This is a genomic window from Kribbella sp. NPDC031520 (assembly GCF_055580825.1).
Map to the genome: position 1 here is coordinate 555,543 of NZ_JBVIKS010000001.1, position 24,974 is coordinate 580,516.

Below are 24,974 nucleotides of genomic sequence, written 5' to 3' on the forward strand. Positions count from 1 at the left end.
CCTGATGAAACGGCTAGGGAGATTCCTGCTGCGGTTCGTGGCCGTGGTCGTCGTGCTGGCGCTGGCCTTCGTGGTCGCCTCCAAGATCTGGACCGCGCGGGACAACAGCAAGGCGAATCTGACCACCAGTGGGCCGTACACAGCCGATCTAGAGTCGCTGAACAAGCACCCGCTGCCGAAATGGTTCCAGGACGCGAAGTTCGGCGTGATGATCCACTGGGGGCTCTACTCGGTCCCCGGGTTCGCACCGAAGGGCAAGACGTTCCCGCAGCTGATCGCCTCGGAGTACGGGCACGCGATGACGCACAACCCGTACGCCGAGGACTACGCGAACTCGATGAAGGACCCGAACTCGCCGACCGGGATCTACCACCGCGAGCACTACGGCGACGCGCCGTACAGCGACTTCACCAAGCCGTTCGACGCGGGGCTGGCCAAGTGGGATCCGAACCGTTGGGCCGCGCAGTTCAAGGCGGCCGGTGCGTCGTACATCGTGGTCACGGCCAAGTACGCCGACGGGTACTCGATGTGGCCGACCGAGGTGCGGAACCCGCACGCGCCGGACTTCCACGCCAAGCGGGACCTGATGGGCGAACTGGCGGCCGCGGTACGCAAGCAGGGCCTCAAGTTCGGGGTGTACTACTCAGGCGGCGTGGACTGGACGTTTCAGCGCAAGACGGTGAAGACCCTGGGCGACTACGCGTACCTGCACTACGGCGAGGACTACCGCGAGTACGCCACCCAGCAGGTGCGCGAGCTGATCGAGCGCTACAAGCCCGACATCCTCTGGAACGACATCTCCTGGCCGACCGGCTCCAAGCGCCTCTACGCGCTCCTGGCGGACTACTACAACACGGTTCCGGACGGAGTCGTCGACGACCGGTGGAACACTGCGTCGTTCGGGCGGCAGGTGATGGGCTGGAAGCCGGTGCGCTGGGGCTTCGACCAGCTGATGAAACCTCTGCTCAAGCAGCCTGGTGCGGCGGAGGCCGTGAACGTCCAGAAGCCCGTCAAGCACAGCGACTTCCGCACGCCGGAGTACACGGAGTTCGATACCGTCCAGGACAAGTTTTGGCAGCAGGATCGAGGCATCGGCGGCTCGTTCGGCTACAACCGCACCGAGACGGAGCAGGACTACGCCAGGTCGAGCGACCTGATCGCAGCGCTCGTCAAGGCCGCTGCCAACAACGGGGCCCTGCTGCTCAACGTCGGGCCGAGCGGAGGTGCCGGTGCGATCGTCCCGGAGCAGCTGAGCCGCCTCACGGACATCGGAGCCTGGCTGAAGGTCAACCGGGAGGCCTTGGACGGTACGCGTCCCTGGACGCGCTCCTCGGCCCGTACGGCGGCCGGAGACCAGGTCATGTTCACTCGGAAGGGCAGGACCGTGTACGCCGTCGTACTGGGCCGGCCGAAGGGCGACATCGTCCTCAAGGACGTCGTACTGACCGGAGCCGTTCGGCGCCTGGGCGGAGGCGCGGTCGCGCTGGCCGGCGGCAACGTACTGAAGGCAGCAGGAGACGGGAGCTACGCCCCCGTCTTCAGGATCGGGTGATCAGTACCAGCCCTTGGCCTGGGAGTGGCCCCAGGCGGAGCACGGGGAGCCGTAGGTGGCTTCGATGTAGTCGAGGCCCCACTTGATCTGGGTGACCGGATTGGTGCGCCAGTCCGAGCCGTACGCCGCCATCCGCTTGCCGGGGAGCGCCTGCGGGATGCCGTACGCGGACGAGGTCGGGTTGGCCGCGCTGACCTTCCAGCGGGACTCCTTGTTCCAGAGCTTCTCCAGGCAGCTGAACTGGCTCTCGCTCCAGCCGTGGTCGGGGAGGAGGTTCATCGCGACCTCCTTCGGCGTGCCCTCGTACTTCTTCCGCTCGGCGTCCCGGCTGGCGCGCTCCTCGCTGGACGACCGGTTGGCGCGCTCCAGGGCCTCGTAGCGGCGCAGGGCGGCGTTCTTGGCGGCCATCTTCTGGTCGGCGGCGTTCTGCAGGGCGACCTGCTGCTGCGCGATGGCCTCGACCTGGTTCCGCATCCGGATCGCGTCGGCAGCGGCGGCGTCGGCGGAGGCCAACGGTACGGTTGACGGCTTGTCGTCCTGAGCGATCACCTTGCCGCTGTTCAGGACAGCCATCTCGGCTCGTCCCGACACCTTCTCCGACGCACTGCTGCTCCCAGGCGTGCTGAAGAGGTCGATACCTGCGACAACGGAGACCACGGCGATTCCGGTAACTGCGAGAACCGCGACGGAGCGCTTCGCTTTCATCTGTCCTTCCGAGAAAACCCGACCCCCGTCGGCTGCAACGAGAACATACTCTGGCGTAAACCGTCCGTGATCACAAGCAGGTCACGATACAACGGTGCGGCCGCCGCGTGGCGACCGCACCGTTCTTACCTTCGCTTTACAGAAAGCTATGACCTAACTACGCCGATACTCCTTACAGCTGCAGGTCGTCCAGCATCTCCGTCACCAGCGCCGCGATCGGCGAGCGCTCCGAGCGGGTCAGCGTGACGTGGGCGAAGAGCGGATGTCCCTTCAGCTGCTCGACCACTGCGACCACGCCGTCGTGCCGGCCGACCCGCAAGTTGTCCCGCTGGGCCACGTCGTGGGTGAGCACGACCCGCGAGTTCGCGCCGACCCGGGACAGCACCGTGAGCAGTACGTTCCGCTCCAGCGATTGGGCCTCGTCGACGATCACGAACGCGTCGTGCAGCGACCGGCCGCGGATGTGGGTCAGCGGCAGCACCTCGAGCATGCCCCGGTCCATCACCTCGTCGATCACGTCACCGCTGGTGAGCGCGCCGAGCGTGTCGTACACGGCCTGTGCCCACGGCTGCATCTTCTCCGACTCCGAGCCGGGCAGGTACCCGAGCTCCTGGCCGCCAACCGCGAACAGCGGCCGGAACACGACCACCTTCTTGTGCTGCCGGCGCTCCATCACCGACTCCAGGCCGGCGCACAGCGCGAGCGCGGACTTACCGGTACCGGCGCGGCCGCCGAGCGAGATGATCCCGACGTCGGGGTCCAGCAGCAGGTCGAGTGCGACCCGCTGCTCGGCGGACCGGCCGCGGATCCCGAACGCCTCCCGGTCGCCGCGGACCAGCCGGATCCGCTTGTCCGGCATCACCCGGCCGAGCGCGCTGCCGCGGTCGGACAGCATCACCAGACCGGTGTGCGTCGGGAACTCGCCCGCCTGCGGCAGCTCCACGGAGCCGTTCTCGTACAGGTCGTCCACGACGTGCGTCTCGACCTCGAGCTCGGCCATCCCGGTCCAGCCGGACTCCAGGGTCAGCTCGGCCCGGTACTCCTCGGCCTGCAGGCCGCACGCCGACGCCTTGACCCGCATCGGCAGGTCCTTCGAGACCAGCGTCACGTCCTTGCCCTCGGCCATGAAGTTGCAGGCCACGGCCAGGATCCGGCTGTCGTTGTCGCCGAGCCGGAAACCGGCCGGCAGTGTCTCGGGGTCGGTGTGGTTCAGTTCGACCCGGAGAGTTCCACCCTTCTCCCCCACTGGCAGGGGCGCGTCCAGACGTCCGTGCAGGATCCGGAGCTCGTCGAGCAGTCGCAGCGCGGTGCGGGCGAAGTAGCCGAGCTCGGGGTGATGCCGTTTGGCCTCCAATTCGGTGACGACGACCACCGGAACGACCACCTCGTGCTCGTCGAACCGCAGCATCGCGTGCGGGTCCGACAGAAGCACCGAGGTGTCCAGCACGAAGGTGCGCTGGTCCGGTGTGGATGAGGTACTTGACGCCTTGGCGTGGATGGCCATGTCGCACGTCCTCTTCTAGGCCGTGACGTACACCCTCGCCCCGGCCCGCCAGTGGTTAGGTGATGGGTCGGGTGCCGCCCTCGGGGTCCGGTGTTGACCCCGTCCGCGCCGCCGCAGTCGCGGCAACGGCGATCAGTGAGTTCGAGACCTCAGGTCTCGGGGACTCCGTTCGGCCCCTCATGGGGCAACCGGCTGGAACGAGATTCTCAAACTGATCGGGCCTCCCGTGACAGCCGGCTTCCCCTCCGACCGTCTCTGCCAGAGTAGAAGTCCCCTGCAAACGGCGCAGCCCGACACGCCCGGCCACGGGGTTAACACGGCGTTACACCTTCAACCGCCCGAGGGAACATGATCACTCCTGTAGGTGATCCGGTACCCGGTGTCATGCGGCGACGCTCGGCAGATGAGAAAGAACTGGCCGGCGTGGACCGGCTACGCCACCGCGCTCTGGTCCTTCGTGTACGGCGTACTCGGGCTCTACTGGTCCTACGGCGGCTCGGGCTTCCCGTTCGCGCAGGTGCCGAACGACCGCGCGACTGGCTCGATCCTGGAGGGTACGTCGTACCACCTGGTCGCTCCCGTGATGGCAGCGATCGGGCTGGGCGGTGCTGTGCTGGCGCTCGTGATGACGCGGACAAGGCCGCGCGGGTGGGTGCTGCAGGCAATCGCAGCCGTACTCGCGATCAGCCTCGCACTGGTGATTCCTGACTACACACTGATCGCGGTGCTGGCTCTTGCACCCGCGCTGGTCGTCTTCGCGTTCACCGGCGTACCAGGCCCGCAGGGTGGCGTCGGAGACATCCTGTACTGGCACCGCGTGAACCTGATCATCCTGTTCGTCGGCGGCCTGCTCTGGGCGGCGACCGCGATCGCGTACCACCGTCGCACCCGAAACGCCTGTGTGTCGTGCGGCCGGGGACGGACCGAGCGTGCGTGGCAGAGCCCGTCGTCGGCGCTGCGGTGGGGCAGGTGGGCCGTGGCCGTCGCGGTGGTGGCGAACCTTCCGTACGAGTTCACCCGGATCGCCTGGTATTTCGGCTGGTCCGTCGGCATCAGCGACGACTTCCACCGGATGATGGCCGACACGCCCGGGATGCTCGAAATGGGTCTCGGACTGGCCATGATGGGCCTCGGCGGTGGTGTCCTCACCCATGGGCTCGTGCACCGCTGGGGCGAGGTCTACCCCCGCTGGATCTGGTTCAAGGCGGGACGCCGCGTACCACCTCTGCTGGCGATCGTCCCGGCGTCGCTGGTGGCCGTCGTACTGATCCCGGCCGGGTTGATGAACGCCCAGCTGCCGCTCGACGGCGACAACTGGGCAATCAACGCCCCGGGCATGCTCTGGACCGTATGGGGCGTCGCGCTCGCCGCAGCGACGTACGCGTACTACCTGCGCCGCCGTACGACCTGCGGGCGGTGCGGCCGGGGTGCTACGTCCCGAAGCGACGTTCTCGCTGGGCGTAGCTCCGAATGGCGCGCAGGAAATCGACGTGCCGGAAGTCCGGCCAGAGCGCCTCGCAGAAGTAGAACTCGCTCAGCGCGCTCTGCCAGAGCAGGAAACCGCCCAGGCGCTGCTCCCCCGACGTACGGATGACGAGGTCCGGGTCGGGCTGGCCCTTCGTGTACAGGTGCCGGGCGATGTGCTCGACGTCGACCCGGTCGGCCAGCTCCTCGATCGAGATGCCCTTCGCGGCCTCTTCCAGGAGCAGCGAGCGGACCGCGTCGGCCAGTTCGCGGCGGCCGCCGTACCCGACGGCGACGTTCACGAGCATGCCGTTGACGTCCTGGGTCGCGGTCTCGGCCGCCTTCAGGGTCTCCGCCGTACTGCCCGGCAGCAGGTCGAGCGCGCCGACCGGGTGGATCCGCCAGCGGCCGATCGCGGTCAGCTCCTCGACCGCCTGCTCGATGATCCGGAGCAGCGGCTCCAGCTCGTCGGCCGGGCGGGTGAGGTTGTCGGTGGACAGCATCCACACCGTGACGACCTTCACGCCGACGTCGTCGCACCAGTACAGGAACTCGGAGATCTTGTTCGCGCCGGCCTCGTGACCGCGCGACACCGCCTCGCCGCCCTGCCGGGCCCAGCGCCGGTTGCCGTCGATAATGACGCCGATGTGCCGCGGGATCCGGTCCGGCGACAGCGATCTGATCAGCCGGCGTTCGTACAGGCCGTAGACCGCGTCGCGCAGCTTCTGCTTGCCAGGTGTCCGCATGGGCAGGGTGCTCTCCTCAAAGACTCTCGGTCACGAGGCTAGCCCAGAAAGGCCCCGCACGAGAGGCCCAGGAGTGACTCTCAGAAAGCTGCCAGTAAGGTCGAACTTTTGTGGAACTTCGCGCATCGTAAACCGCGGGCGAGCTGCGTCACCTGGGGGACTTCGCCTACATTTCATCCTTCTGACCGATGCAACCTACGGTGCCGTAGGTTACGGTTGCGTAGGTACGAACCGCCCGGATCTCCCCTCGAAAGGACGGCGATGACCGCTTCCAGCGCCCAACCCCAGGAACTCGGTCACCACCGGCTCTCCGGCCGGCTAGGACCACTGAAGCCCAAGCTCCGTGGATGGTTGCACGCCGGTACGTTCCCGTTCGCCACCGCCGCGGGCATCGTCCTGATCTGCCTGGCACCGCACGCCAACGCGCGGCTGGCCGCAGCCGTCTACACGGTCGGCGCGATGCTGCTGTTCGGCATCTCCGCGCTCTACCACCGCTTCTACTGGGGCCCGACCGGCGAGGCGATCCTGCGCCGGCTCGACCACAGCAACATCTTCCTGCTGATCGCCGGTACGTACACGCCGCTCGGCATGGTGCTCCTGCACGGCAAGGACCGCCTGCTGATGCTGGGCCTGGTGTGGGGCGGTGCCACCGCCGGCATCCTGTTCCGCATCTTCTGGCTGAGCGCCCCGCGCTGGATCTACACGCCCATCTACCTGGCGCTCGGCTGGGTGGCCATCTTCTGGATGGGCGACATCTACCACACCGGCGGCGCGGCGGTCGTCACGCTGATCGCGGTCGGCGGTGGCCTGTACTCCCTCGGAGCGGTCGTCTACGCCACCAAACGGCCCAACCCGTCCCCCCGCTGGTTCGGCTTCCACGAGATCTTCCACGCCTTCACGGTGGCCGCCTTCATCTGCCACTACATCGCCGTCAGCATCGCCACCTACCGCGCCGGCTGACCCGACCACCCCGGACAACACGAAACGGACACGCCTTCGGCGCGGCTGCTCTTCTGGCCGGCTTCGCCGGCGCGCGGAGGGCGCTACCGGCGGAGGTCTTCGGCGAGGGCGAAGCGATGCCCGGACCCCGATGCCAGACGACCTGTAAGCATGGAAGATCGATGGAGACACCTTCGCCGAGCTTTGAAAGTAACGTACTAGCCGTTACTCTCAAAGCATCAGGGAGGTGATGTCATGCGTGCATTAGATGTCCTGGAGTCACTGGAGCTTCTTGGTTCCAGTCAGTGGGGACTGGTGACTACGGCACAAGCGCAAGAGGCAGGCGTATCCAAGATGCAGCTGTCTCGCCTGGTCGAGCGCGGCACCGTCCAGCGTGTCCGCCACGGCGTCTACGCGCTCCCCTCTGCCGACACCGGCCCGCTACAGGGGCTCCGAGCAGCCTGGCTGGCCACAGGCAGCCGACCTGCCGGAAACCAGCCGCTCGCCGCGGTGTCAGGTGAGTCAGCCGCCGCGTTACACAGCATCGGCGATCTCCTCCCCTCCAAGTACGAATTCACCACCGCGGTGCGTCGACAGACAACGCAGCCGGATACCCGCTACCGCAAACGGGACCTAGCAGACGAAGACGTCACCTGGCTCAATGGGCTGCCTGTAACCGGCGTGGCTCGCACGCTCAAGGATTTGGCAACCGGCAGCATCGACTTCGACCACCTAGCTGTCGCGGTCCGCGACGCCGTCACGAGCACGGACGTAGATCCGGACGCCCTCGTTCACGCACTAGAGCCGGCGGTGGCACGATTCCGCTTCCCAGACGGCGACACCTTGCTCGCCTCCGCGCTAAGAGCCACCGGCTACCGACCGGACACCCGCATCCTCGAGCTGATGACCCGGAACTGCCGGACAGACACCTCTAGGCACTAGCACCCCCCGCTCCAAGACCGCCCCAGCCAGGCCGTCGCGGAGCTGTCCCCACCTGAAATGCCGGTAGTCGGCAGGACGGAGATGCCGACGATGGCACAACCACTGACTCAACTGGAAGCCAACCGCCTCAGAGCATCTCTGACGACCAAGCTCGCCCAAGAGGCGAGGAACCGTGGAGTCGTCGCCGACCCGGTACGCAAGCAGTACATCTTCACGATCTTCCTGAGCCGCATCTTCCAGAACCAGGACGCTCCGTGGGTCTTGCTGGGCGGCAACGCGCTGCTCATCCGGATCGGCCGTGGCCGTTTCACCCAGGACGTCGACCTGGCCCGCGAAACGCCGTGGACGAGCCCGGAGGCCGCCGTGTCCGAACTCCGCGACCTCTCCGGACGGCCGCACTACGACGATCCGTTCGAGTTCGAACTCGATGCAGCGACCATCCGCCGGGAAGTGTATTCCTACGGTTACGGCGCCGAAACCGCCAAGCTCAAGGCTTGTGCACTGCTCGGCGGGCGCATCTTCGAGACCTTCAGCATCGACCTGACCACGCGCCGCCATCTCGATGTACCGGTCGATCAAGTGCCGCTCCAGCCGGTCATCGAGCACGAAACCCTGCAGGATCTGCCGTCGGTCCACACCACCCCGATCGAGCACCATCTCGCCGACAAGATCTGCGCCCTGTACGAACGACACGGCCCAACCGGAGCCAAGGCGTCAAGCCGCTACCGCGACCTCGCCGACGTCGTTCGGATCGTTACAGCGATCCCGTTCGACGCAGCCCGGCTGACCACCGTCCTGCAACGAGAGGCCGGGCGGCGCCGGAGGACGCTGCCGAGCAAGGTCGAAGCGCCAAGCGTCGACTGGATCGCCGACTTTCCTCGCGCAGCCGCCAACTTCGCCGAATATCCACGGGAATACTGGGACTTGGACGCGGCGCTGGCCTACTGCGGCATCTGCCTGAACGAGATCCTCGCCGGCAGCCGAACGATCGGCAGATGGGACCCGAATCATCAATCGTGGCAGTAGGAACAACCACGCCACTCGCAAACGCGCACCCTCCAACCAGCCCGAAGACTCGTCCCGTCGAAGCGCCTAGGTTCCAGACCGGATCAGCCGAGCGTCGTGCCTGGGTCAGCTTTCCGTCTTCCTCGGCACCGGGCTGCACCCCGGCGGATACCGCGGCCACACGGCACCTCGCGTCGGCGAAGCCGGCTAACAGACAGCCGAGCCGAAGGCGTGGCTACGGCGTGAGGGCCAGTTCCTGGAGGGTTTGGCGGAGCTGGGCGTAGCGTTCGGGGCCCAGTTGGGCGGTCCAGAGTGACTCGATGCGGTCGATCGCGGCGCGGCTGAAGGCGGCCGCGTCCTCGCCCTTGGGGGTACGGCGGACCAGCCGGACGCGGCGATCCTCGCGGAGGCGGTCGGACTCGACGTACCCGAGTCGCTGCAGGTAGTCGACGTGCTGGCCGAGCCCTTGTTTCGTCATCACCGCGACCTCAGCCAGATCGGTGATCCGAGCGCCTTCGGGCGGGATCAACTCGAGCAGTCGGTAGTGCGAGACCCGCAGGCCGGGGAAATGATCCTCGGAGGTCGCCAGGATCTCCGCCCGGACGCGCTTCAGCGCGGCGGCGAGCAAACCGGCGACGTGTTCGGACCACGCACCGGCCGGAGGGCCCGAAAGGTCGTTGACGGAAGTCATAAGGCCACTTTACTATCCAGATAGTAAGGCTGCTTTACTTCTGTGGGGGAAATCATGGGGCCAGCACTGGCTGCGTTGGGGCGGGACGCGTTGGGGGAGGAGGACCTGACCGCGCTCGTGCGGACGATCACCGGGGATCCGGCGGCCGTTGCGGGCGCGGTCCGGGTCGAGGCGGTGGACTACCCGATCGGTACGCCGAGTACCGAGTCGCTGCATCGGGTGTTCGGTACGACGACCGCCGGCGCGGAGTGGTCGTGCTTCGTGAAGAAGCTCCAGTCGGTCCGGCACTCGCCGATCATCGAGCTCGTACCGGAGGCGTTCCGGCAGAGCTTCATCGACTACATGCCGTGGCAGCTGGAGATCGCCGTCCACCGCAGCGGCGTCGGCGACCTGATGCCGGACGGGATGCGGCTCCCGAAGGCGTACCGGATCGACCTGTACGACGAGGACGATCGCGGCACGGTCTGGATGGAGAACGTCGTCCAGGAGTGGGGCCCGTGGCCGATCGCCCGCTTCGAACGGGCGGCGTACCTGCTCGGCCGGCTGTCCGCGCGGCGGCAGCCGCACCTCGTCGGGCCGCTGCTCGACCGTGAGGTCTCCAGCATCCCTGGGAGTGGCCTGCGGTACTACGCGAACGGCCGCGTACAGAAGGCCGCCCTGCCGGCGCTGGCCGACCCGAGCACCTGGCGGCACCCCATGCTCGCGGCAGCCGTCTGCAACCTCAGCGAGCATCGTCTGAAGGACGACCTGCTGGACCTCGGCGAACGGGTCCCCGCGGTGCTCGACGCGCTGGATGCGCTCCCCCAGTGCTACCAGCACGGTGACGCCAGCCCACAGAACCTGCTGGTCCCCCACGACAGTCCTGACGAGTTCGTGGTGATCGACTGGGGCTTTGACTGCCCGCAGGCGGTCGGGTTCGACCTGGGGCAACTCCTGATCGGCCTGGCGCACGCCGGCGAGCTCACGCCGGAGGCGCTGCCCGCCGTACACAAGACGATCCTCAAGGCGTTCCAGGAAGGCCTGGCCGCAGACGGCATGCAGGTGAGCGAGGACGAGATCCTGTACGGCTACCTGGGCTCGCTGCTGATCCGGGCCACGTTCACTGCGCTACCGCTTGAGCTGTTCGGCAAGGCAGAGGCGTCACCGGAACTGTTCGAGGAGCGGGTACTGCTGACGCGCGCACTGGTGGACCTGGTGTCACAGGTGGTCTGAACATTTCAGTCGTGTCACAGCTGCAACGAACGGCGTCCTTACGTGTATCCATTGTTCGTGAGGAACCTGAGCAGATACACCACAGTGGCCGTGATCGCAGGACTCGTGCTGACCGGGTGTGGCAGTGAAGCCGGTACCGGGAGTACGCCGTCCCCCAGCGCCCCGACGCTGCCTTCGGTGACCCAGTCCGCGCCGGTCGGCGCAGGCCTGCCCCTCACCGTGTCCAGAACCGGCGGGTTCGCGGGCCTCAGTGACCAGGTGCAGGTCGCCGCGGACGGCGTCGCGACCGTCACCGCACGCGGCAAGGACACGATCCGCTGCAAGCTCGACCCGAGCCTGCTGACCATGATCAGTACCGCCGCGCAGAAGGTCGACTGGGCAAGCATCGTCGTGACGAAGCCGACCGCACGGCATCCCGACGACCTGATCGTCGCCGTCACCGCGAACGGGAAGACGGCCCGGCTCGAGGACCCGCAACTCAAGCCGCTGGCGACTCCGGTGACCGAACTCCTCACCGAAGCCGCCATCCCACCGGGCAAGCGCTGCACGAAGATCTAGCCGCGTCGACGGGGGCGGAGCCGACGCGACCAGAATCATCTTGTCCACCAGGGAATCCGGGGCGCGCGGGCCTTGGGCGGAGGCTCCGCGCGCCCCGGACGTTTCTCAGCCGACGGTCAGCGAGCTGTGCCACCGCAGGCGGCCGAGCCGGCCGGGACCGCGATGCCGCTGAACGCGGCCTCGATGCCCTTGCACTGCGCCGAGCCCGCGCCGTACAGCTCGATCGCGGAGGTGATCGCACCGTTGCGTGCGTCCTTGTAGGTGCTGCCCGAGCTCAGCTTGGTGCTCAGCGTGCGGTACCAGACCTTGGCGGCGACGTCGCGGCCCACACCGGCGAACGTCGTACCGTTGCAGGCCGTGCTGTTGTAGCTGACACCGTTGATGGTCTTGCTGCCCGTGCCCTCCGAGGCCAGGTAGAACCAGTGGTTCAGCGGGCCGGACGAGTAGTGCGGGTCCAGACCGCCGGTGCTGGTCGACCAGCAGTCCACGCTGGATCCGTCCTTCGACGGCTTGTCCATGTAGCGCAGCGGCGTACCGTCGCCGTTGATGTCGATCTTCTCGCCGATCAGGTAGTCACCCGGGTCGCTCGCGTTGTTCGCGTACCACTCGACCATGGTGCCGAAGATGTCCGACGTCGCCTCGTTCAGGCCGCCCGCGTCACCGGAGTAGTTCAGGTTGGCGGTCGCCTCGGTGACACCGTGGCTCATCTCGTGACCGGCCACGTCGATCGCGGTCAGCGGGTGCGTGTTGCTGATCCCGTCGCCGTACGTCATCTGGGTACCGTCCCAGAACGCGTTCACGTACGCCTTGCCGTAGTGCACCCGGGAACGGGCGCCCTGGCCGTTGTTGAAGATGCCGTTCCGGCCGTGGACGTTCTTGTAGTAGTCCCAGGTCAGCTGGGCGCCGTAGTGCGCGTCCACCGCGGCGGTCGCGCGGTCCGAGGCGGCACCGTTGCCCCAGGTGTCGTCGGCGTCGGTGAACGTCGTACCGTTCCCGGACGTCCTGCCCTTCAGGTCGGTGGTGTAGTTGCCGCCGCGGGTCGGGTCGGTCAGGGAGAAGTTGCCGGACGAGCCCGACGTACCGATGGTGACCTTGCCGGCGTACATCGAGTTGCCCGTACCGGCCTTGATCTCGTCGTCCTGCGCGAGGATCGCTCCGGTCTTGGCGTCGATGAACGAGTGCAGCACCGACGGGGTCTGGTCGGGTTTCACACCGGTCGTGACGACCTCGTAGGCAAGCACGGGCTTGGTCGGCGTCACGAAGACGACCAGCTGGCCCTTGTTGCCGGTGGCCCTGAACTTCGCTGCTTTCGCGCCCTTGGTCAATGCGGCCGACTGGGACAGAGCCGGCTTGGTGGAGACCTCGACGGCCTTGGCGCCGCGGTTGTAGGTGACCTGCCCGATCGATTCGCCCTGCTGCTTGACGATCAGGTCACCGCCGACGACCTTCAAGCCGTTGTACGTACGGTCGTAGCGGACGTACTCCGTACCGTCCGGGTCCTTGACGACGTCGTGGACCTTGAGCTGTTCGCCCTTGCCGAGCCCGAGAGCGGCGGCCGTCTGCGGGGCCAGCGCCTGTTCGGCCCTGACGGCGGCCGCCTGGTCGAAGCCGGACGCCGGGAGCGGGGCCGAGCGGGCGGCGGCGCCCGCGGTCGAAGTCATACCAGTGGCAAGACCCGCGGCCGCGACGATGGCCACCGCCCCTGCTGATGTCAGTCGTCTCAAGACAACATCTCCTCACGGTGTGGTCGCTGTTTGGGCGCAGCGACCGAATTCAGTTGGGGACGCGCCGGATGCTGACGCAAAGGTGCCACTGCCTCATTTGTGACACTTCGTGTCGGTACATACGAGATCCGTTACATCCGACGTGAGGACTGACTGTTGCCGCCCGATCGCCGAGAGTCAAGAGAACTGAGTGAAAGCTGAGGGAAAACCCGCACCCGCGCAGGCGGTCATTGCGCAGGACGCAAGAGGTCCCGAAGGTCTTCCGGCAACGTGACGGGCAGCTTGCAGGTGAATTTCCGACACACGTACGCCGCCGGCCGCCCGCCCACCAGCCCGCGCCCTTCCATCAGAGGCACCCCCAGATCGGGCGCACCAGCAACAATCGCGGTCCCCCAAGGCGCGTTGCCAAAGGCAACCCGAACAAGCGCGCCACCAACACCGTCAGAGACGGCGGAGGCGGCAGCGGGAGCGGGTGACGGGGGCTCTGCGTTGGTGACGATGGCGATTTCCAGAGGGCCGCCGGCGATTGTCTCGGCTACGGCCAGGGCGCGGCCCGCGAAGCGGGGTGCTCGTGCGGCGATGGCCGACGAGGCATTCAGCGCCTGCTCGGCCGCCACGGAGTACTGATCAGTTCCGGTGAGGCTGGCGAGGGTTGTGAAGGCTTCGGCGGCGAGGCTCACGCCGGACGGGGTCGCGTTGTCGGTCGCGTCCTGCGGGCGCCATACCAACTGCTCCGCATCCGCAGCAGTGTCGAAATAGGAGCCATCGGCAACAAACTGCTCCAGTACGCGGTCCAGCAGGCCGACAGCGGTCTGATACCAGTCGCCGTCACCGGTGGCACCCAGCAACGCAAGGCAGGCGTGGGCAAACGCGGCATAATCCTCGAGTACGCCGTCCGCACTCCCCCGCACCCCGTCCCGCGACGTCCGGTACAACCGCCCGTGATCCAGATGTACGTCGCGGATCAACCGCCCCGCGGCGACAGCTGCCTCGACGTACTCAGGCCTCTGCAGAACCACCCCGGCGCGGGTCAACGCGGTGATCGCCAGACCGTTCCACGCGGCAACCACCTTGTCGTCGCGCCCCGGGTACGTCCGCGTGTCCCGCGCCTCCCGCAGCGCCCGTCGGATCCGGTGCCAACGGTCCGCGTCAGCCGGATCCTCGCGGAGCTGGAGAACCGACGAGCCCTCCTCGAACGTTCCTGTGACGTCGCACAGCGAGATCACCCACGCAGCATCGTCCGGCGACAGCACCGACCGCAGTTGATCTGGTGTCCAGACGTAGTACTTGCCTTCCTCGCCCTCCGTGTCGGCGTCCAGCGCGGACGCGAACCCGCCCTCCGGCGTACGCAGCTCGGCCAGCAGGAAGTCAGCTGTCTCGGAAGCGATCCGCCGGGCAAGCGGCTCCCCCGACACCGTCCACCATTGCGTATAGACATCGAGCAGCAGCGCGTTGTCGTACAGCATCTTCTCGAAGTGCGGCACCACCCATTGCCCGTCGACGGAGTACCGAGCGAACCCGCCCGCCAGCTGGTCGTACATCCCGCCGCGCGCCATCCGCGAACACGTCTGCGCCACCATCGCCAACGCGTCCTCGTCGCCGGTACGTCGGTGATGCCGGAGCAGGAAGTCCAGCACCATCGACGGCGGGAACTTCGGCGCCCGCCCGAACCCGCCGTCCACCGGGTCGAAGTCCGCCTTCAGCAACTGCACCGCACCCGCCAGATCGAAAGCCTCCTCAACCACGGGCTGCTGTGCCCCGAGCTGCGCGACGACCCGCTTCCCGATCCCGTCGAGCTGGTCGCGCCTGGTCTGCCACGCGTCGGTGATTGCCTCCAGCACCTGCCGGAACGACGCCATCCCGCCGCGCGCGTCCTTCGGAAAGTACGTGCCGCAGAAGAACGGCTCCCCCGCCGGCGTGAGGAACACCGACATCGGCCACCCGCCCTGCCCGGTCATCGCGACGGTCGCCGCCATGTAGATCGCGTCGACGTCGGGCCGCTCCTCGCGGTCCACCTTCACGCTGACGAAGTGCTCACTCAGGTACGCCGCCGTACCCGCGTCCTCGAACGACTCGTGCGCCATCACGTGACACCAGTGGCAGGCGGAGTACCCCACCGAGAGGAACACCGGCACGTCCCGCTCGCGCGCCTCCGCGAACGCCCGCTCGGACCACTCCCGCCACTCCACCGGGTTCCCCGCGTGCTGCCGCAGGTACGGACTGGTCGATCGCCCGAGCTCGTTCGCCATACCCCAACCGTAGGTGCTCCCGTCCTGGCTCGTTGAATGGGTGTATGCCGGTACATCCGCTGCTCGCCAGCCGTTTCAGTCCGCTCTGGTTCGACGCCGGGTGGACCGTCACGGAGGAGGACGTCGACCTGCTGCTCGAGGCCGCCCGCTGGGCGCCGTCGGCCGGCAACTCGCAGCCCTGGGCGTACTTCGTGGCGCGCCGCGACCAGCCCGAGCACGAGCGCGTCGTACGGCACCTCGCCCGCAGCTCGGCCCGCTGGGCACCGACCGCGTCGCTGCTGATCGTGACGATGGCGCACCGGTACGTCGAGGACACCGACTGGGCCTACTCCGACTTCGCCGACTACGACCTGGGCCAGTCGGTCGCCCACCTCACCCTCCAGGCCCACGCCATGAACCTCGCCTGCCGCCAGTTCCGAGCCTTCGACCTAGGAGCCCTCACCAACGACCTAAACCCCGCCCCCGGCTGGCACATAGTCTCAATGATCGCCGTAGGCCGCCCCACCGAAGACCGCCCCCCAAACCGCGCCCGCCGCACCACAACTGAACTCCGCACCGCGCCTTGGACATGATGCAGAGGTACCTCAGCTGCGCCTGTCTGTGCTTTCGGGCGCGAACACCGGATCGAGCACGGCCGCCACCTTCATCAGCTGTTCGTCGAGGTCGGCCTCGCTGATGTCCTCGACACGTTCCTTGCGTCGCCAGGCTGCCCACTTGGCCTGCGCAACGGCGCCGTCCCCAAGGACCACGGGGCCGATCGGGCCGAGCTCGACCTTGCGGTACCGAGCGACGGCGGCCACCGCATCCAGGAGTTGCTGCTGATCGACGCCATGGCGCTCAGCCAGCTGGACGATGTCGACGTAGTCGCGCCAGCGAGTGCTGGTGATGCCACGCTCCAGGATCGTGACGCCCTTCTCGGCGATCGTGGTCTCCGGTGCGTAACCGAGGATCTCGATCTCTCCGCCGAGCAGACGTTGGATCCGTACCGGTTGCGGCGGCGGAACAATCGGATCCCCGGTCGAGATGTCCCAGGCGACCATGACTTTCTGAGGGCCGATGTAGCTGTCGACCCGCATCCGCAGACCCGGATATTCGGCATCGTCGCGAATCTCCTGGAGACTCATCGTCCCGAGATCGAACCGCAGGCCGTCCTCGGCCTCGACGGCAGCGATGTCACCCACTACCCGAGCGATCCGCTCCGACGACAGGCTGCCGCCGACAGCCTCGGCGTCGACATCCTTCGTCGGCCGGCGTACGCCATAGGTCGCGAGCAGGATGCCGCCCTTCAGGATGAAGCCGTCTCTGTGCTCCGTGCGGGTCAGCCGGTCCAGGAACGAATCCAGCGCATGACGTGTGAGGTACTCGGACGTCGGCGTCGGCCCTCGCACCATCTGAGCGTGCCTTGCTCTGGATCCGCCGGAAGACGGTCTCGCCGTCGATCACGCGAGCAGCTCCAATGCCTGTAGCACCGGCCCCTTGGCCCTTGGGAGACGGGCAGCAACAGCCATGAGTTGCGCCGGCTTGCCGCCGCGGCGGAGCCACTCGCGCAGCGCCTCTCGTCCGAGCTCGTATCCAAGCTCGCCACGGAGACGGAACGCGTCCGCGATACACCGCTCCGGAGAGTAGATCCCGATCCGGAGCTTCGATCCAGGGATCAGGATCTGGGTCCGGCCGAGCTCGAAGGTCGCCGTGGCGAACAGGTGCCATTTGATCGCGGCCTGGGTAGCCGGGATCCGGGCACCGCGGGGGATGGCAACGTCGAGCGCGTCGGGAATCGTGTCGGTGAGCTCATGGATCGCGAGTCCGGAAGTCAGGCAGATGGTCGCGTCCGCGCGACGGGTCGCGGCTTCGATCCAGTCCCAGTCCGCGGCCGGGGCACGTGCCGGCCGGTAGATGCCGCGCGCGATCCGGTCGTACTCCCCTCTGCGCGCCGCACGGTAGAGGGCGCTCTTGGACAGGCCGACAGCGTCTGCACCCTTGGGCTGCACTGCTTCCACGATTCACCTCCTCCGGTCCAATACGTCTACAGATAACTCTACCTGTACACGATTTCTTGCGCGAGGAGGGTGGTTCGGACTAGGCGGTTTGGGAGAGGGCTACGGAGAGGCCGAGGGTTAGAGCCATGGTGAGGAGTTCTGCGGCTACTACTCGCCAGAAGGGGCGGCCGGAGTTGAGGAGGTCGCCGGTGGCTCGGGAGCGGTGGAAGGCGGCCAGGGCGATCAGGAGGAGGAAGGCGATGACCTTGACGATCAGCAGGGCGCCGTACGCGTCGCCGGTGAGTTCGTCGAGGATCGAGCCCCAGCCGCCGCCCTTCGCGGCGAGGCGGCCGGCGCCGCTGATCAGGCCGCTGGCGACGACGGCGACCGCCGAGATGACCGCGACCTGCCCGTACCGTTCCATCACGATCGGCAGCCCGCTCCGGCTCGCCCGTCCGTACCGCACCAGGCCCGCGAGTCCGCCGACCCAGGTGGTCGCGGCGATCACGTGGATGACCAGCGCGGCGCCGGCGAGTACGACGTACGACTCGTTCCTCGGATAGGTGGTGACCGCGGTCGGGACCAGCGCGGCGATCGCGACCAGGACGCCGAGGCCCGCGGCCGACGAGGTCTGGACCCGGCGGATCCCGATCGCCAGGGCGAGGACGAGGATGCCGGTGATCAGCAGCGACTTCACCTCGGGTACGCCGAGCGCGTCGTCGACCTGGAGCCGGAGCAGTCGCACCGGCGTGTTCAGCAGCAACGCCGCCGTCACGATCGAGGACGCGAACGCGCACACCGCCCAGATCAGCGCCGCGTTGCTGGCGTCCCGGACCGCGCGCCGGCCCTGGACGCCGAGCGATCCACCTTCGATCCGGAGCAGTACGACGGCGGCGAGCAACGCACCCGCACAACCGACGGTCGCCAGCGTGGAGATCAGCCGGAGCAGCGGCAGCAACCAGGACCAGAACTCACCCGGCCCGCCGATCCCGCCGGCGTTCTGCGGCTCCGAGCCGGCCGCGTACACCGCGACCACCAACCCGAGCGCCGCCACGAGGACAGCGGCGAACCCTCCCACGACCAGTCGCCCGGGCATGCGATGCCGGGCCGCGCGGGTCGCGGTCACCGGCGGGTACGGTCGTGAGGGCCTGTCAGCACGGGGCTCACTATAGGGTCAGCCAGAGGTGGGCAGCCCAGTCCGACACCATGTCGTGATCGGCCGACCAGGAACGGTTACCGCACTGATACGTCGTCAGTGCGGAGAGTGGTGTTTTTCCTCAGTCGTCGGGGTCTGCTCCGAAGTCGTCGGCGCCGCATCGCCATCCGGGGACTGCGAGTCGTCCGGACTCGCTGGGTCGCCGGACGGTGCTCGGTCGTCCGCACCAGCGCGGTCCACGTCGATCCGCTTCAGCTGCTTGCCCATGCTGCGCCACAGCAGGAACGTGGCGGCACCGAGCGCCAGCACGATCAGCAGCGCGACCCAGCCCGGCTTCACCACGTTGGGGTCGATCTCGGCCGTCCGAAGGGAGATCATCGCTGTCACGCCACCATTCTCTCATTGTCCGCGCCGCCCGTCAGCGCAGCCCCGCGAACAGGTCGTTCTCAGGCAGCTCGGACTCGACCACACTCCGCGCCAACTCGAAGTCCTCGGTCGGCCAGGCCGCCTGGTGAACTTCCAGCGGTACGGCGAACCAGGGGCCGTCGGGGTCGATCTGGGTAGCGTGGGCGAGCAGGGCCCGGTCCCGGACCGCGAAGTACTCCGCGCACTCGACCCGGGTGGTGATCCGGCGCTCGTTCTCCGGATCCGGCTTCCAGTCCTTCAGGCGTTCGGTGTACGGCGACTCCAGGCCGCGCTCGACCATCGCGTCGTGCAGCGCCTTCATCCGCTCGTAGTGGAACGTGTGGTGGTAGTACAGCTTCAGCGGCTGCCACGGCTCGCCGAGCTCCGGGTACGCGTCCTTGTCACCGGCCGCCTCGAACGCCGCGACGGTGATCTGGTGGCACATCACGTGGTCCGGGTGCGGGTAGCCGCCGTTCTCGTCGTACGTCGTGACGACCTGCGGGCGGAACTCGCGGATCAGCTTCACCAGCGGGGCGGCGGCGTCCTCCACCTTCAGCGTCCCGAAGCAGCCCTCCGGCAGCGGCGGCAGCGGGTCTCCCTCGGGGAAGCCGGAGTCCACCCAGCCCAGCCACTCCTGCCGGATCCCGAGGATCTCGCGCGCCGCGTCCATCTCCTTGCGGCGGATCTCGGTGATGTTCGCCAGCACCTCGGGGCGATCCATCTTCGGGTTCAGGATCGATCCGCGTTCACCACCGGTACAGGTGGCGACCATGACCTCGACGCCTTCGGCGACGTACCGGGCGGTCGACGCGGCTCCCTTGCTCGACTCGTCGTCCGGGTGGGCGTGCACATGCAACAACCGAAGATCTCCACTCACAAGACACAATGGTCCTCCAAGCCCACGCAAAACCCACGACCGACCCCCTGGACAACCTGTGACCGAGCAATCGACCGGGCCGACCGCGGCCACCCCGACGACCGACCTGAACGCGCGGTACGGGCGTGCCGGGCGGTCCTGGCGGCCGCTGGTGATCGGCGTACTGGGCGTCGTCGTACTGGCCGGGCTGGCGTGGCTGGTCTGGGCAGCCTGGGTGCAGTCGAACCCGCCGGTGCGGTCCGAGCTCCAGGGGTTCACGGTGGTCTCGCCGACCAGCGCGACGGCGACCATGACGGTGGACCGGAACAAGTCGGTCGAGGCGAGCTGCCGGCTGCAGGCGAAGGCCGCGGACTTCTCGATCGTCGGCGAGGTGACGGTCACGATCAAGGCCGATTCGCCCCGTCACCAGACCGTGCCGGTGACGCTGACAACGCAACGCTCGGCGACCTCGGTCGTCCTGGTCGGCTGTACGACGGCCGACCAGCACCGGCCGCGCTGACCCACGAACTCGTTGCCACGGCAACCGATTGCCGCCGGCTGTCCGCCGAGGGCGGAAAAACCGTGGTAGCAAACGTTTTCCAGGCGTAAGTAACCAGTCAGAACACCTGCGTGATCGGCGGTCTCTTGCTACGCTCGATGGATTGGTCGCCGTCGACGACGGCGGCCAGCAGTATTTTCCTGCCCATCCCACCGACACAAGGAGCAGCCCGTGACGCAGAAGATCGACGAGGACAGCGTTGTCTGGCTGACGCAGGACGGTTACGACCAGCTGAAGTCCGAGCTCGAGCACCTGAAGGGCCCAGCCCGTGCCGAGATCACCCAGCGGATCAGCGAGGCCAGGGACGAGGGCGACCTCAAGGAGAACGGCGGCTACCACGCCGCCAAGGACGAGCAGGGCAAGATCGAGGCGCGGATCCGGCAACTGGAGGACATGCTCCGCCGGGCCCGGGTCGGCGAGACCCCGAAGGCCGGCGGCAAGATCGAGCCCGGGATGAAGGTGTCGATCAAGTTCGCCGGTGACGACGACGTCGAGACGTTCCTGCTCGGCTCCCGGGAGCTGCTCGCCCTGGACGCGTCGGTCGACATCGACGTCTACTCGCCGCAGTCTCCGCTCGGCGCCGCCATCCTCGGCAAGAAGAAGGGTGACCGGGCCACCTACGAGGCCCCGAACGGCAAGCCCGTCACCGTCGAGGTCGTCGCCGCGGAACCCTTCACCGGCTGACTCCACCACAGCTTCGAGCGCCCCGGTGGACGAACCACCGGGGCGCTTGCTGTTGTGGGGGCTGGCTGGAACCGTCTTTCGTCAGACTTGAGCGTTGTCGACTCAACTTTGTTGATACTTGAGTCGACAGCGCTCAACTTGGCGTTTACGGTCGCGGAATGGGCATCCTCCGCCATCACGATTTCCGCCGGTTGTGGGCCGCCGATCTGCTCAGTCAGCTCGGGTCGCGGCTCAGCATGGGCGCGATCCCGCTGCTCGCCGTTCTCACCCTGAACGCGTCGACCCTGCAGGTCTCGCTGCTGCGGACCTGCGAGACGGCTGCCTGGCTCGTACTCGGCTTGTTCGCCGGCGCCCGGGCCGACCGGATCCGCTGCCGCCCGGTTCTCGTGTACGCCGACCTGCTCCGCGCGCTGCTGTTCGCGTCGATCCCGATCGCCTGGTGGTTCGGCGTACTCACGCTGACGCAGGTGTACGTCGTACTCGTCCCGGCCGGCGTCCTCGCGGTGCTGTTCGACGTCGCGCACAACTCGTACCTGCCGCGGATGCTCGACCGGGACGGTCTGCTCCCGGGCAACGCGAAGCTGGCCGCGAACCACTCGATCGCCGCCGTGATCGGTGCCGGCGCGAGCGGCCTGCTCGTCCAATGGCTCGGCGCCGCGCTGACGATCGGCCTCGACGCGCTGAGCTTCCTGTGGTCGGCGATCTGGCTGCGCAGCATCCGTACGCCCGAAGCCGCGCCGGTCAAACTCGAACGCCCGGACCTCCGCCGCGAGATCGGCGACGGAATGCGCTACGTCTTCAAGCACCCACTGCTACGCCCGCTGGCCCTCAACACGATGACGACGATGCTGTTCCAGGCGGCCGCCGGCGCGATCATGGTCGTGTACCTGGTCCGCGGCGTACACCTGCAACCCGCGACCATCGGCATCCTCAGCATGATCGGCCTGCTCGGTGCGATCGTGGCGTCGGCAGTCACCGAGAAACTCAGCAGCCGGTACGGCGATGCGCGCACGCTGCTGCTCTCGTCGACCGGCATCGGCGTCGCGTTCACCGTTCAAGCGCTGACCGCCCCCGGCTGGCAGGTGAGCTGGTTCGTCGTCGGCACGCTGCTCGCAGGCTTCTGCATCATCGTCAGCTACATCCTGCAGGTCAGCGCCCGGCAGCAGCTCTGCCCGCCGGAACTGCAGGGGCGGGTCAGCGCCACGATGAGCTTCGTCAGCTGGGGCGCCGCGCCGGTCGGCAGCCTGCTCGGCGGTGCACTGGGTACGGCGTTCGGCCTGCACACCACACTGTGGATCGCAGGCATAGGCACTCTCGCCGGAAACGCCGCCCTCTACTTCTCCCCACTCCGCAGGCTGCGCTCGATCCCCGCCGAGGCGGCCGAGCGGATCAGTCCGAGGTGATCTGGGCGGTGCCTACCAGGACCTCTACGTCCAGGGCGGCGCGGCCGCGGCCGATTTCTACGTCCTTGGACTGGCCGGAGACGGCGCCGGACCAGGTGACGCGGCCGAGTTGGGCCTCGGTGTGGACGTGGACGTCGGAACCGCGACGGAGCTGGACCTGCGCCGTACCGGACTCGACCCGGACGCGGGACCGGCCCTTGGTGATCTGGGCGTCGAGTTGCGCGGAACCCGCCTGGACGAGGACGTCGATCGGTCCGTCGACGTCGGCAACCTTCGCCGTACCGGCGGTGACGCGGACCCGGGTCAGGCCGGGCAGGCGTTCGGCGTTCACGCTGCCGCCGGTGACCTCGACCTCGACCTGCAGCATCGGGTTGACGCGGATCGAGAGCTCCTTGGCGAGGCCGTTCACGTGTGCCTTCAGGTCGGTCGGGTTGCGCAGCATGCTGAACCCGTCGATCGACACGCCCATGTCGCCTTCGCTGCTGATCGCGAGGGTGTCGCCGTCGCGCTTGATCACGTGCGGCCCGTCGACGGCGACGCCGTTCACGGCCGGCTCGCCGATCAGCCGGACCCGCCGCCCGATCGCCCGCACCGTCACCCGCTGCACGCCGGACGGAATCGGCACGTTGCTGTGTACATCCTCCTCGGCAACCTCATCCGGTACGACATCCTGCACACGCGGCTCGACCGTCGGCTCCACGGTCGGCTGCACGGTCGGTTCCGCTGCCGGCGCCACGGTCGGCCCGGCTGCCGGCTCGGCGCTCGGTTCGGCGGTCGGGGAATCGACCGCGTCCGCCCACACCTCCGGAGAGGTGAGGTCCTCGGCCGCCGGCCAGCCGGTCCGGTCGCCCTGGGCGGTCTTCTGGGTGTCCTCGGCAACCGGAGATGCGCCGGACGGCTCTCCGGCGTCAGCCGTGCCGTCGGTCTTGAGGGCGGCGATCAGCGTGGTGGCTTCCTCGGTGGAGAGGTGGCCCTTGGCGACGCGGTCCAGGATGTCCTTGACCTTCTCGTCGTAGCTCTGGTTGCTCATGCGACCAGTCCAGCACTCAGCCGGGTCGAAACCAATCGGGGAATCCCCCGAAATGCGGTGGTGCGGACCCCCGAAGGAGTCCGCACCGTCCGCTCTCTATCACCGCACAGCCCGCAACGGGCTGGTTGTTGTCACGCTGCCGGCGTCATCTCCTCTTCCGCCAGCTCGTTCTGTACGGCGGCCAGCTCGGCCGCCTCAGCGTCCTCCGCCGCCCGCCGGGCCCGGAGGCCCCGCAGACCGGTCAGCGCGATGACCAGACCGAGCGCGGCGATCCCCGTCACGACCGCGAGCCCCGACTTGTACGCCGAGAGCACGCCGGCCGATCCGGTGACACCTTCGGTCTGACCGCTGATCACCGCGGTCACGATCGCCAGCACGACCGCGCCGCCGACCTGGTTCGAGGTGTTGAACAGCCCCGACGCCAGCCCCTGCTCGTGGTCCGGGACCCCGGACACGGCCTGGATGTTCAGCGACGGGAACCCGAGCGCGAACCCGAGACCGAGCAGCATGATGGTCGGGAAGACCGTCGAGAAGTACGCCGACTCCGGACCGATCCGGAGCGAGAGCGCGTACCCGGCGACGAACAGCCCCATCGCGATGATGATCATTTTCTCGGTGCCGACCCGGTCGACGATCTTGCCGACGTTCGGGGACAGCGTAGCGACCAGCAGGCCGGCCGGGAGGAAGCCCAGCGCGGTCTGGAAGGACGACCAGCCGAGCAGGTTCTGCAGGTACATGGTGCCGATCAGCTGGAAGGCGACGTACGAACCAAAGACGGTCAGGATGGCCAGGTTCGCGCGCCGCAGGGACGCGTTCCGCAGGATGCCGAGCCGGACCAGCGGGTGCTTGGTACGCAGCTCGATCGCGACGAAGCCGGCCAGCAGTACGACGGCCAGCGCGAACAGGCCGATGGTCTGCACCGACACCCAGCCGGCGTGTTCCGCACCGACGACGGCGTACACCAAGGACAGCATGCCGGCGGTGACGGTGACCGCACCCGGTACGTCGTACCCGCCGGCGGCGTCGTCCCGCGGGCTGTTCGGGATCAGCTTGATGCCGAACAGCAGCACGATCAGGGCGACCGGGCCGGGCATCAGGAAGGTCCAGCGCCAGCCGACCTCGGTCAGCGCGCCGCCGAGGATCAGGCCCATCGAGAAGCCGCTGGCGGCGCAGGTGGTGAAGATGCTGAGGGCACGGTTCCGGTCCGGGCCCTCGTGGAAGGTCGTGGTGATGATGGAGAGCGCGGCCGGCGCGGTGAACGCGGCGGCGACGCCCTTGACGAACCGCGCGGCGATGAGCAGTTCGGGGTTCGTGGCCAGCGAGCTCAGCATCGAGACCGCGGCGAACACGGCCAGCGCGATCAGGAAGACCCGGCGCCGGCCGAGCAGGTCGGCGGTCCGGCCGCCGAGGAGCAGCAGACCGCCGTACCCGAGCACGTAGCCGGTCACGACCCACTGCAGAGAGGCGAGGGAGACGCCCAGGTCGGCGCCGATGGACGGCAGGGACATGCCGACCATGGAGACGTCCAGGCCGTCGAGGAAGATCACACCGCAGACCACCAGGAGGGCCCCCCAGAGGCGCGCGTCCCAGGTCATGCGGGCAGGTGATGTGGTT

The 24,974-nt window shown here is 67.9% G+C and carries 23 protein-coding genes; 10 read left to right on the top strand and 13 right to left on the bottom strand.

Annotated features, from left to right (window positions below; genetic code table 11):
• Positions 1–4: 4 nt before the first annotated feature.
• On the top strand, positions 5–1,552 hold the full coding sequence (locus ACZ5BU_RS02760) for an alpha-L-fucosidase (protein WP_465695000.1): 1,548 nt from the start codon (positions 5–7) through the stop codon (positions 1,550–1,552).
• Here the strand turns inward: ACZ5BU_RS02760 and ACZ5BU_RS02765 are convergent, their stop codons facing one another.
• The 3 genes from ACZ5BU_RS02765 to ACZ5BU_RS02775 all read right to left on the bottom strand — a co-directional run bounded on the left by ACZ5BU_RS02765 (position 1,553) and on the right by ACZ5BU_RS02775 (position 5,971).
• Positions 1,553–2,257 carry an aggregation-promoting factor C-terminal-like domain-containing protein gene (locus tag ACZ5BU_RS02765; RefSeq protein ID WP_465695001.1) on the bottom strand — a complete coding sequence of 235 codons (705 nt, stop codon included), beginning with the start codon at positions 2,255–2,257 and terminating at the stop codon, positions 1,553–1,555.
• A gap of 172 nt (positions 2,258–2,429) precedes the next feature.
• Positions 2,430–3,761 carry a PhoH family protein gene (locus ACZ5BU_RS02770; RefSeq protein ID WP_465695002.1) on the bottom strand — a complete coding sequence of 444 codons (1,332 nt, stop codon included), beginning with the start codon at positions 3,759–3,761 and terminating at the stop codon, positions 2,430–2,432.
• 1,430 nt (positions 3,762–5,191) lie between these two features.
• Positions 5,192–5,971: an isoprenyl transferase gene (locus tag ACZ5BU_RS02775; RefSeq protein ID WP_465695004.1), complete on the bottom strand. Its 780-nt coding sequence runs from the start codon at positions 5,969–5,971 to the stop codon at positions 5,192–5,194.
• 261 nt (positions 5,972–6,232) lie between these two features.
• On the opposite strand from ACZ5BU_RS02775, the gene trhA reads away from it, so the two are divergent.
• The 3 genes from trhA (at position 6,233) to ACZ5BU_RS02790 (ending at position 8,878) form a co-directional block, all read left to right on the top strand.
• On the top strand, positions 6,233–6,931 hold the full coding sequence (gene trhA, locus ACZ5BU_RS02780) for a PAQR family membrane homeostasis protein TrhA (RefSeq protein ID WP_465695005.1): 699 nt from the start codon (positions 6,233–6,235) through the stop codon (positions 6,929–6,931).
• A 234-nt stretch (positions 6,932–7,165) separates the two neighbouring features.
• The gene (locus ACZ5BU_RS02785) at positions 7,166–7,852 is read left to right on the top strand and encodes a type IV toxin-antitoxin system AbiEi family antitoxin domain-containing protein (protein ID WP_465695006.1); all 687 of its coding nucleotides are present in this window, start codon (positions 7,166–7,168) and stop codon (positions 7,850–7,852) included.
• A 90-nt stretch (positions 7,853–7,942) separates the two neighbouring features.
• Positions 7,943–8,878, top strand: coding sequence for a nucleotidyl transferase AbiEii/AbiGii toxin family protein (locus tag ACZ5BU_RS02790; protein ID WP_465695007.1), 936 nt, complete (start codon positions 7,943–7,945; stop codon positions 8,876–8,878).
• A gap of 214 nt (positions 8,879–9,092) precedes the next feature.
• Here ACZ5BU_RS02790 and ACZ5BU_RS02795 read toward each other — a convergent pair whose 3' ends face one another.
• Entirely contained in the window at positions 9,093–9,548 is a 456-nt protein-coding gene (locus ACZ5BU_RS02795; protein ID WP_465695009.1) for a MarR family winged helix-turn-helix transcriptional regulator, read from the bottom strand.
• 54 nt (positions 9,549–9,602) lie between these two features.
• Between ACZ5BU_RS02795 and ACZ5BU_RS02800 the strand changes: the two genes are divergently transcribed.
• On the top strand, positions 9,603–10,760 hold the full coding sequence (locus ACZ5BU_RS02800; protein WP_465695010.1) for a phosphotransferase: 1,158 nt from the start codon (positions 9,603–9,605) through the stop codon (positions 10,758–10,760).
• A 90-nt stretch (positions 10,761–10,850) separates the two neighbouring features.
• Positions 10,851–11,318 (top strand): hypothetical protein, encoded by a 468-nt coding sequence (locus tag ACZ5BU_RS02805; protein WP_465695011.1) that lies wholly within the window; start codon positions 10,851–10,853, stop codon positions 11,316–11,318.
• Positions 11,319–11,434: 116 nt separating this feature from the next.
• Here ACZ5BU_RS02805 and ACZ5BU_RS02810 read toward each other — a convergent pair whose 3' ends face one another.
• Both ACZ5BU_RS02810 and ACZ5BU_RS02815 read right to left on the bottom strand, forming a co-directional pair.
• Positions 11,435–12,979 carry a M4 family metallopeptidase gene (locus tag ACZ5BU_RS02810; protein ID WP_465695012.1) on the bottom strand — a complete coding sequence of 515 codons (1,545 nt, stop codon included), beginning with the start codon at positions 12,977–12,979 and terminating at the stop codon, positions 11,435–11,437.
• A 290-nt stretch (positions 12,980–13,269) separates the two neighbouring features.
• Entirely contained in the window at positions 13,270–15,291 is a 2,022-nt protein-coding gene (locus tag ACZ5BU_RS02815; protein ID WP_465695014.1) for a thioredoxin domain-containing protein, read from the bottom strand.
• Between the two features lie 44 nt (positions 15,292–15,335).
• Here ACZ5BU_RS02815 and ACZ5BU_RS02820 point away from each other — a divergent pair, with 44 nt between their 5' ends.
• Positions 15,336–15,863 carry a nitroreductase family protein gene (locus ACZ5BU_RS02820; protein ID WP_465695015.1) on the top strand — a complete coding sequence of 176 codons (528 nt, stop codon included), beginning with the start codon at positions 15,336–15,338 and terminating at the stop codon, positions 15,861–15,863.
• Between the two features lie 12 nt (positions 15,864–15,875).
• Here ACZ5BU_RS02820 and ACZ5BU_RS02825 read toward each other — a convergent pair whose 3' ends face one another.
• The 5 genes from ACZ5BU_RS02825 to mca all read right to left on the bottom strand — a co-directional run bounded on the left by ACZ5BU_RS02825 (position 15,876) and on the right by mca (position 19,705).
• Positions 15,876–16,682 carry a nucleotidyl transferase AbiEii/AbiGii toxin family protein gene (locus tag ACZ5BU_RS02825; protein ID WP_465695017.1) on the bottom strand — a complete coding sequence of 269 codons (807 nt, stop codon included), beginning with the start codon at positions 16,680–16,682 and terminating at the stop codon, positions 15,876–15,878.
• 48 nt (positions 16,683–16,730) lie between these two features.
• On the bottom strand, positions 16,731–17,288 hold the full coding sequence (locus ACZ5BU_RS02830) for a type IV toxin-antitoxin system AbiEi family antitoxin domain-containing protein (RefSeq protein ID WP_465695018.1): 558 nt from the start codon (positions 17,286–17,288) through the stop codon (positions 16,731–16,733).
• A 79-nt stretch (positions 17,289–17,367) separates the two neighbouring features.
• The gene (locus ACZ5BU_RS02835; protein WP_465695019.1) at positions 17,368–18,393 is read right to left on the bottom strand and encodes a CopD family protein; all 1,026 of its coding nucleotides are present in this window, start codon (positions 18,391–18,393) and stop codon (positions 17,368–17,370) included.
• 126 nt (positions 18,394–18,519) lie between these two features.
• Complete coding sequence (locus ACZ5BU_RS02840; protein ID WP_465695021.1) at positions 18,520–18,810, bottom strand: hypothetical protein; 291 nt, start codon at positions 18,808–18,810, stop codon at positions 18,520–18,522.
• A 31-nt stretch (positions 18,811–18,841) separates the two neighbouring features.
• Positions 18,842–19,705 carry a mycothiol conjugate amidase Mca gene (mca, locus tag ACZ5BU_RS02845; protein WP_465695022.1) on the bottom strand — a complete coding sequence of 288 codons (864 nt, stop codon included), beginning with the start codon at positions 19,703–19,705 and terminating at the stop codon, positions 18,842–18,844.
• Between the two features lie 58 nt (positions 19,706–19,763).
• Between mca and ACZ5BU_RS02850 the strand changes: the two genes are divergently transcribed.
• From ACZ5BU_RS02850 to ACZ5BU_RS02860, 3 genes are all read left to right on the top strand, one after another.
• Entirely contained in the window at positions 19,764–20,204 is a 441-nt protein-coding gene (locus ACZ5BU_RS02850; RefSeq protein ID WP_465695023.1) for a DUF4307 domain-containing protein, read from the top strand.
• A gap of 210 nt (positions 20,205–20,414) precedes the next feature.
• Positions 20,415–20,927: a transcription elongation factor GreA gene (gene greA / locus ACZ5BU_RS02855; protein ID WP_465695025.1), complete on the top strand. Its 513-nt coding sequence runs from the start codon at positions 20,415–20,417 to the stop codon at positions 20,925–20,927.
• Between the two features lie 158 nt (positions 20,928–21,085).
• Positions 21,086–22,330 (top strand): MFS transporter, encoded by a 1,245-nt coding sequence (locus tag ACZ5BU_RS02860; protein ID WP_465695026.1) that lies wholly within the window; start codon positions 21,086–21,088, stop codon positions 22,328–22,330.
• On the opposite strand, the gene ACZ5BU_RS02865 is transcribed toward ACZ5BU_RS02860, so the two are convergent.
• Together ACZ5BU_RS02865 and ACZ5BU_RS02870 are read right to left on the bottom strand one after the other, a co-directional pair.
• Positions 22,317–23,360: a PT domain-containing protein gene (locus tag ACZ5BU_RS02865; protein WP_465695028.1), complete on the bottom strand. Its 1,044-nt coding sequence runs from the start codon at positions 23,358–23,360 to the stop codon at positions 22,317–22,319. The two genes, ACZ5BU_RS02860 and ACZ5BU_RS02865, sit on opposite strands and share 14 nt — an antisense overlap.
• Before the next feature lie 131 nt (positions 23,361–23,491).
• Positions 23,492–24,955, bottom strand: coding sequence for an MFS transporter (locus ACZ5BU_RS02870; RefSeq protein ID WP_465695029.1), 1,464 nt, complete (start codon positions 24,953–24,955; stop codon positions 23,492–23,494).
• Positions 24,956–24,974 lie beyond the last annotated feature (19 nt).

Excerpts from the sequence above, each read along its gene's own strand:
- ACZ5BU_RS02760 (WP_465695000.1), top strand. The coding sequence starts at position 5 with ATGAAACGGCTAGGGAGATTCCTGCTGCGGTTCGTGGCCGTGGTCGTC.
- ACZ5BU_RS02765 (WP_465695001.1), bottom strand. The coding sequence starts at position 2,257 with ATGAAAGCGAAGCGCTCCGTCGCGGTTCTCGCAGTTACCGGAATCGCC.
- ACZ5BU_RS02770 (WP_465695002.1), bottom strand. The coding sequence starts at position 3,761 with ATGGCCATCCACGCCAAGGCGTCAAGTACCTCATCCACACCGGACCAG.
- ACZ5BU_RS02775 (WP_465695004.1), bottom strand. The coding sequence starts at position 5,971 with ATGCGGACACCTGGCAAGCAGAAGCTGCGCGACGCGGTCTACGGCCTG.
- trhA (WP_465695005.1), top strand. The coding sequence starts at position 6,233 with ATGACCGCTTCCAGCGCCCAACCCCAGGAACTCGGTCACCACCGGCTC.
- ACZ5BU_RS02785 (WP_465695006.1), top strand. The coding sequence starts at position 7,166 with ATGCGTGCATTAGATGTCCTGGAGTCACTGGAGCTTCTTGGTTCCAGT.
- ACZ5BU_RS02790 (WP_465695007.1), top strand. The coding sequence starts at position 7,943 with ATGGCACAACCACTGACTCAACTGGAAGCCAACCGCCTCAGAGCATCT.
- ACZ5BU_RS02795 (WP_465695009.1), bottom strand. The coding sequence starts at position 9,548 with ATGACTTCCGTCAACGACCTTTCGGGCCCTCCGGCCGGTGCGTGGTCC.
- ACZ5BU_RS02800 (WP_465695010.1), top strand. The coding sequence starts at position 9,603 with ATGGGGCCAGCACTGGCTGCGTTGGGGCGGGACGCGTTGGGGGAGGAG.
- ACZ5BU_RS02810 (WP_465695012.1), bottom strand. The coding sequence starts at position 12,979 with ATGACTTCGACCGCGGGCGCCGCCGCCCGCTCGGCCCCGCTCCCGGCG.
- ACZ5BU_RS02815 (WP_465695014.1), bottom strand. The coding sequence starts at position 15,291 with ATGGCGAACGAGCTCGGGCGATCGACCAGTCCGTACCTGCGGCAGCAC.
- ACZ5BU_RS02820 (WP_465695015.1), top strand. The coding sequence starts at position 15,336 with ATGCCGGTACATCCGCTGCTCGCCAGCCGTTTCAGTCCGCTCTGGTTC.
- ACZ5BU_RS02825 (WP_465695017.1), bottom strand. The coding sequence starts at position 16,682 with ATGGTGCGAGGGCCGACGCCGACGTCCGAGTACCTCACACGTCATGCG.
- ACZ5BU_RS02860 (WP_465695026.1), top strand. The coding sequence starts at position 21,086 with ATGGGCATCCTCCGCCATCACGATTTCCGCCGGTTGTGGGCCGCCGAT.
- ACZ5BU_RS02865 (WP_465695028.1), bottom strand. The coding sequence starts at position 23,360 with ATGAGCAACCAGAGCTACGACGAGAAGGTCAAGGACATCCTGGACCGC.
- ACZ5BU_RS02870 (WP_465695029.1), bottom strand. The coding sequence starts at position 24,955 with ATGACCTGGGACGCGCGCCTCTGGGGGGCCCTCCTGGTGGTCTGCGGT.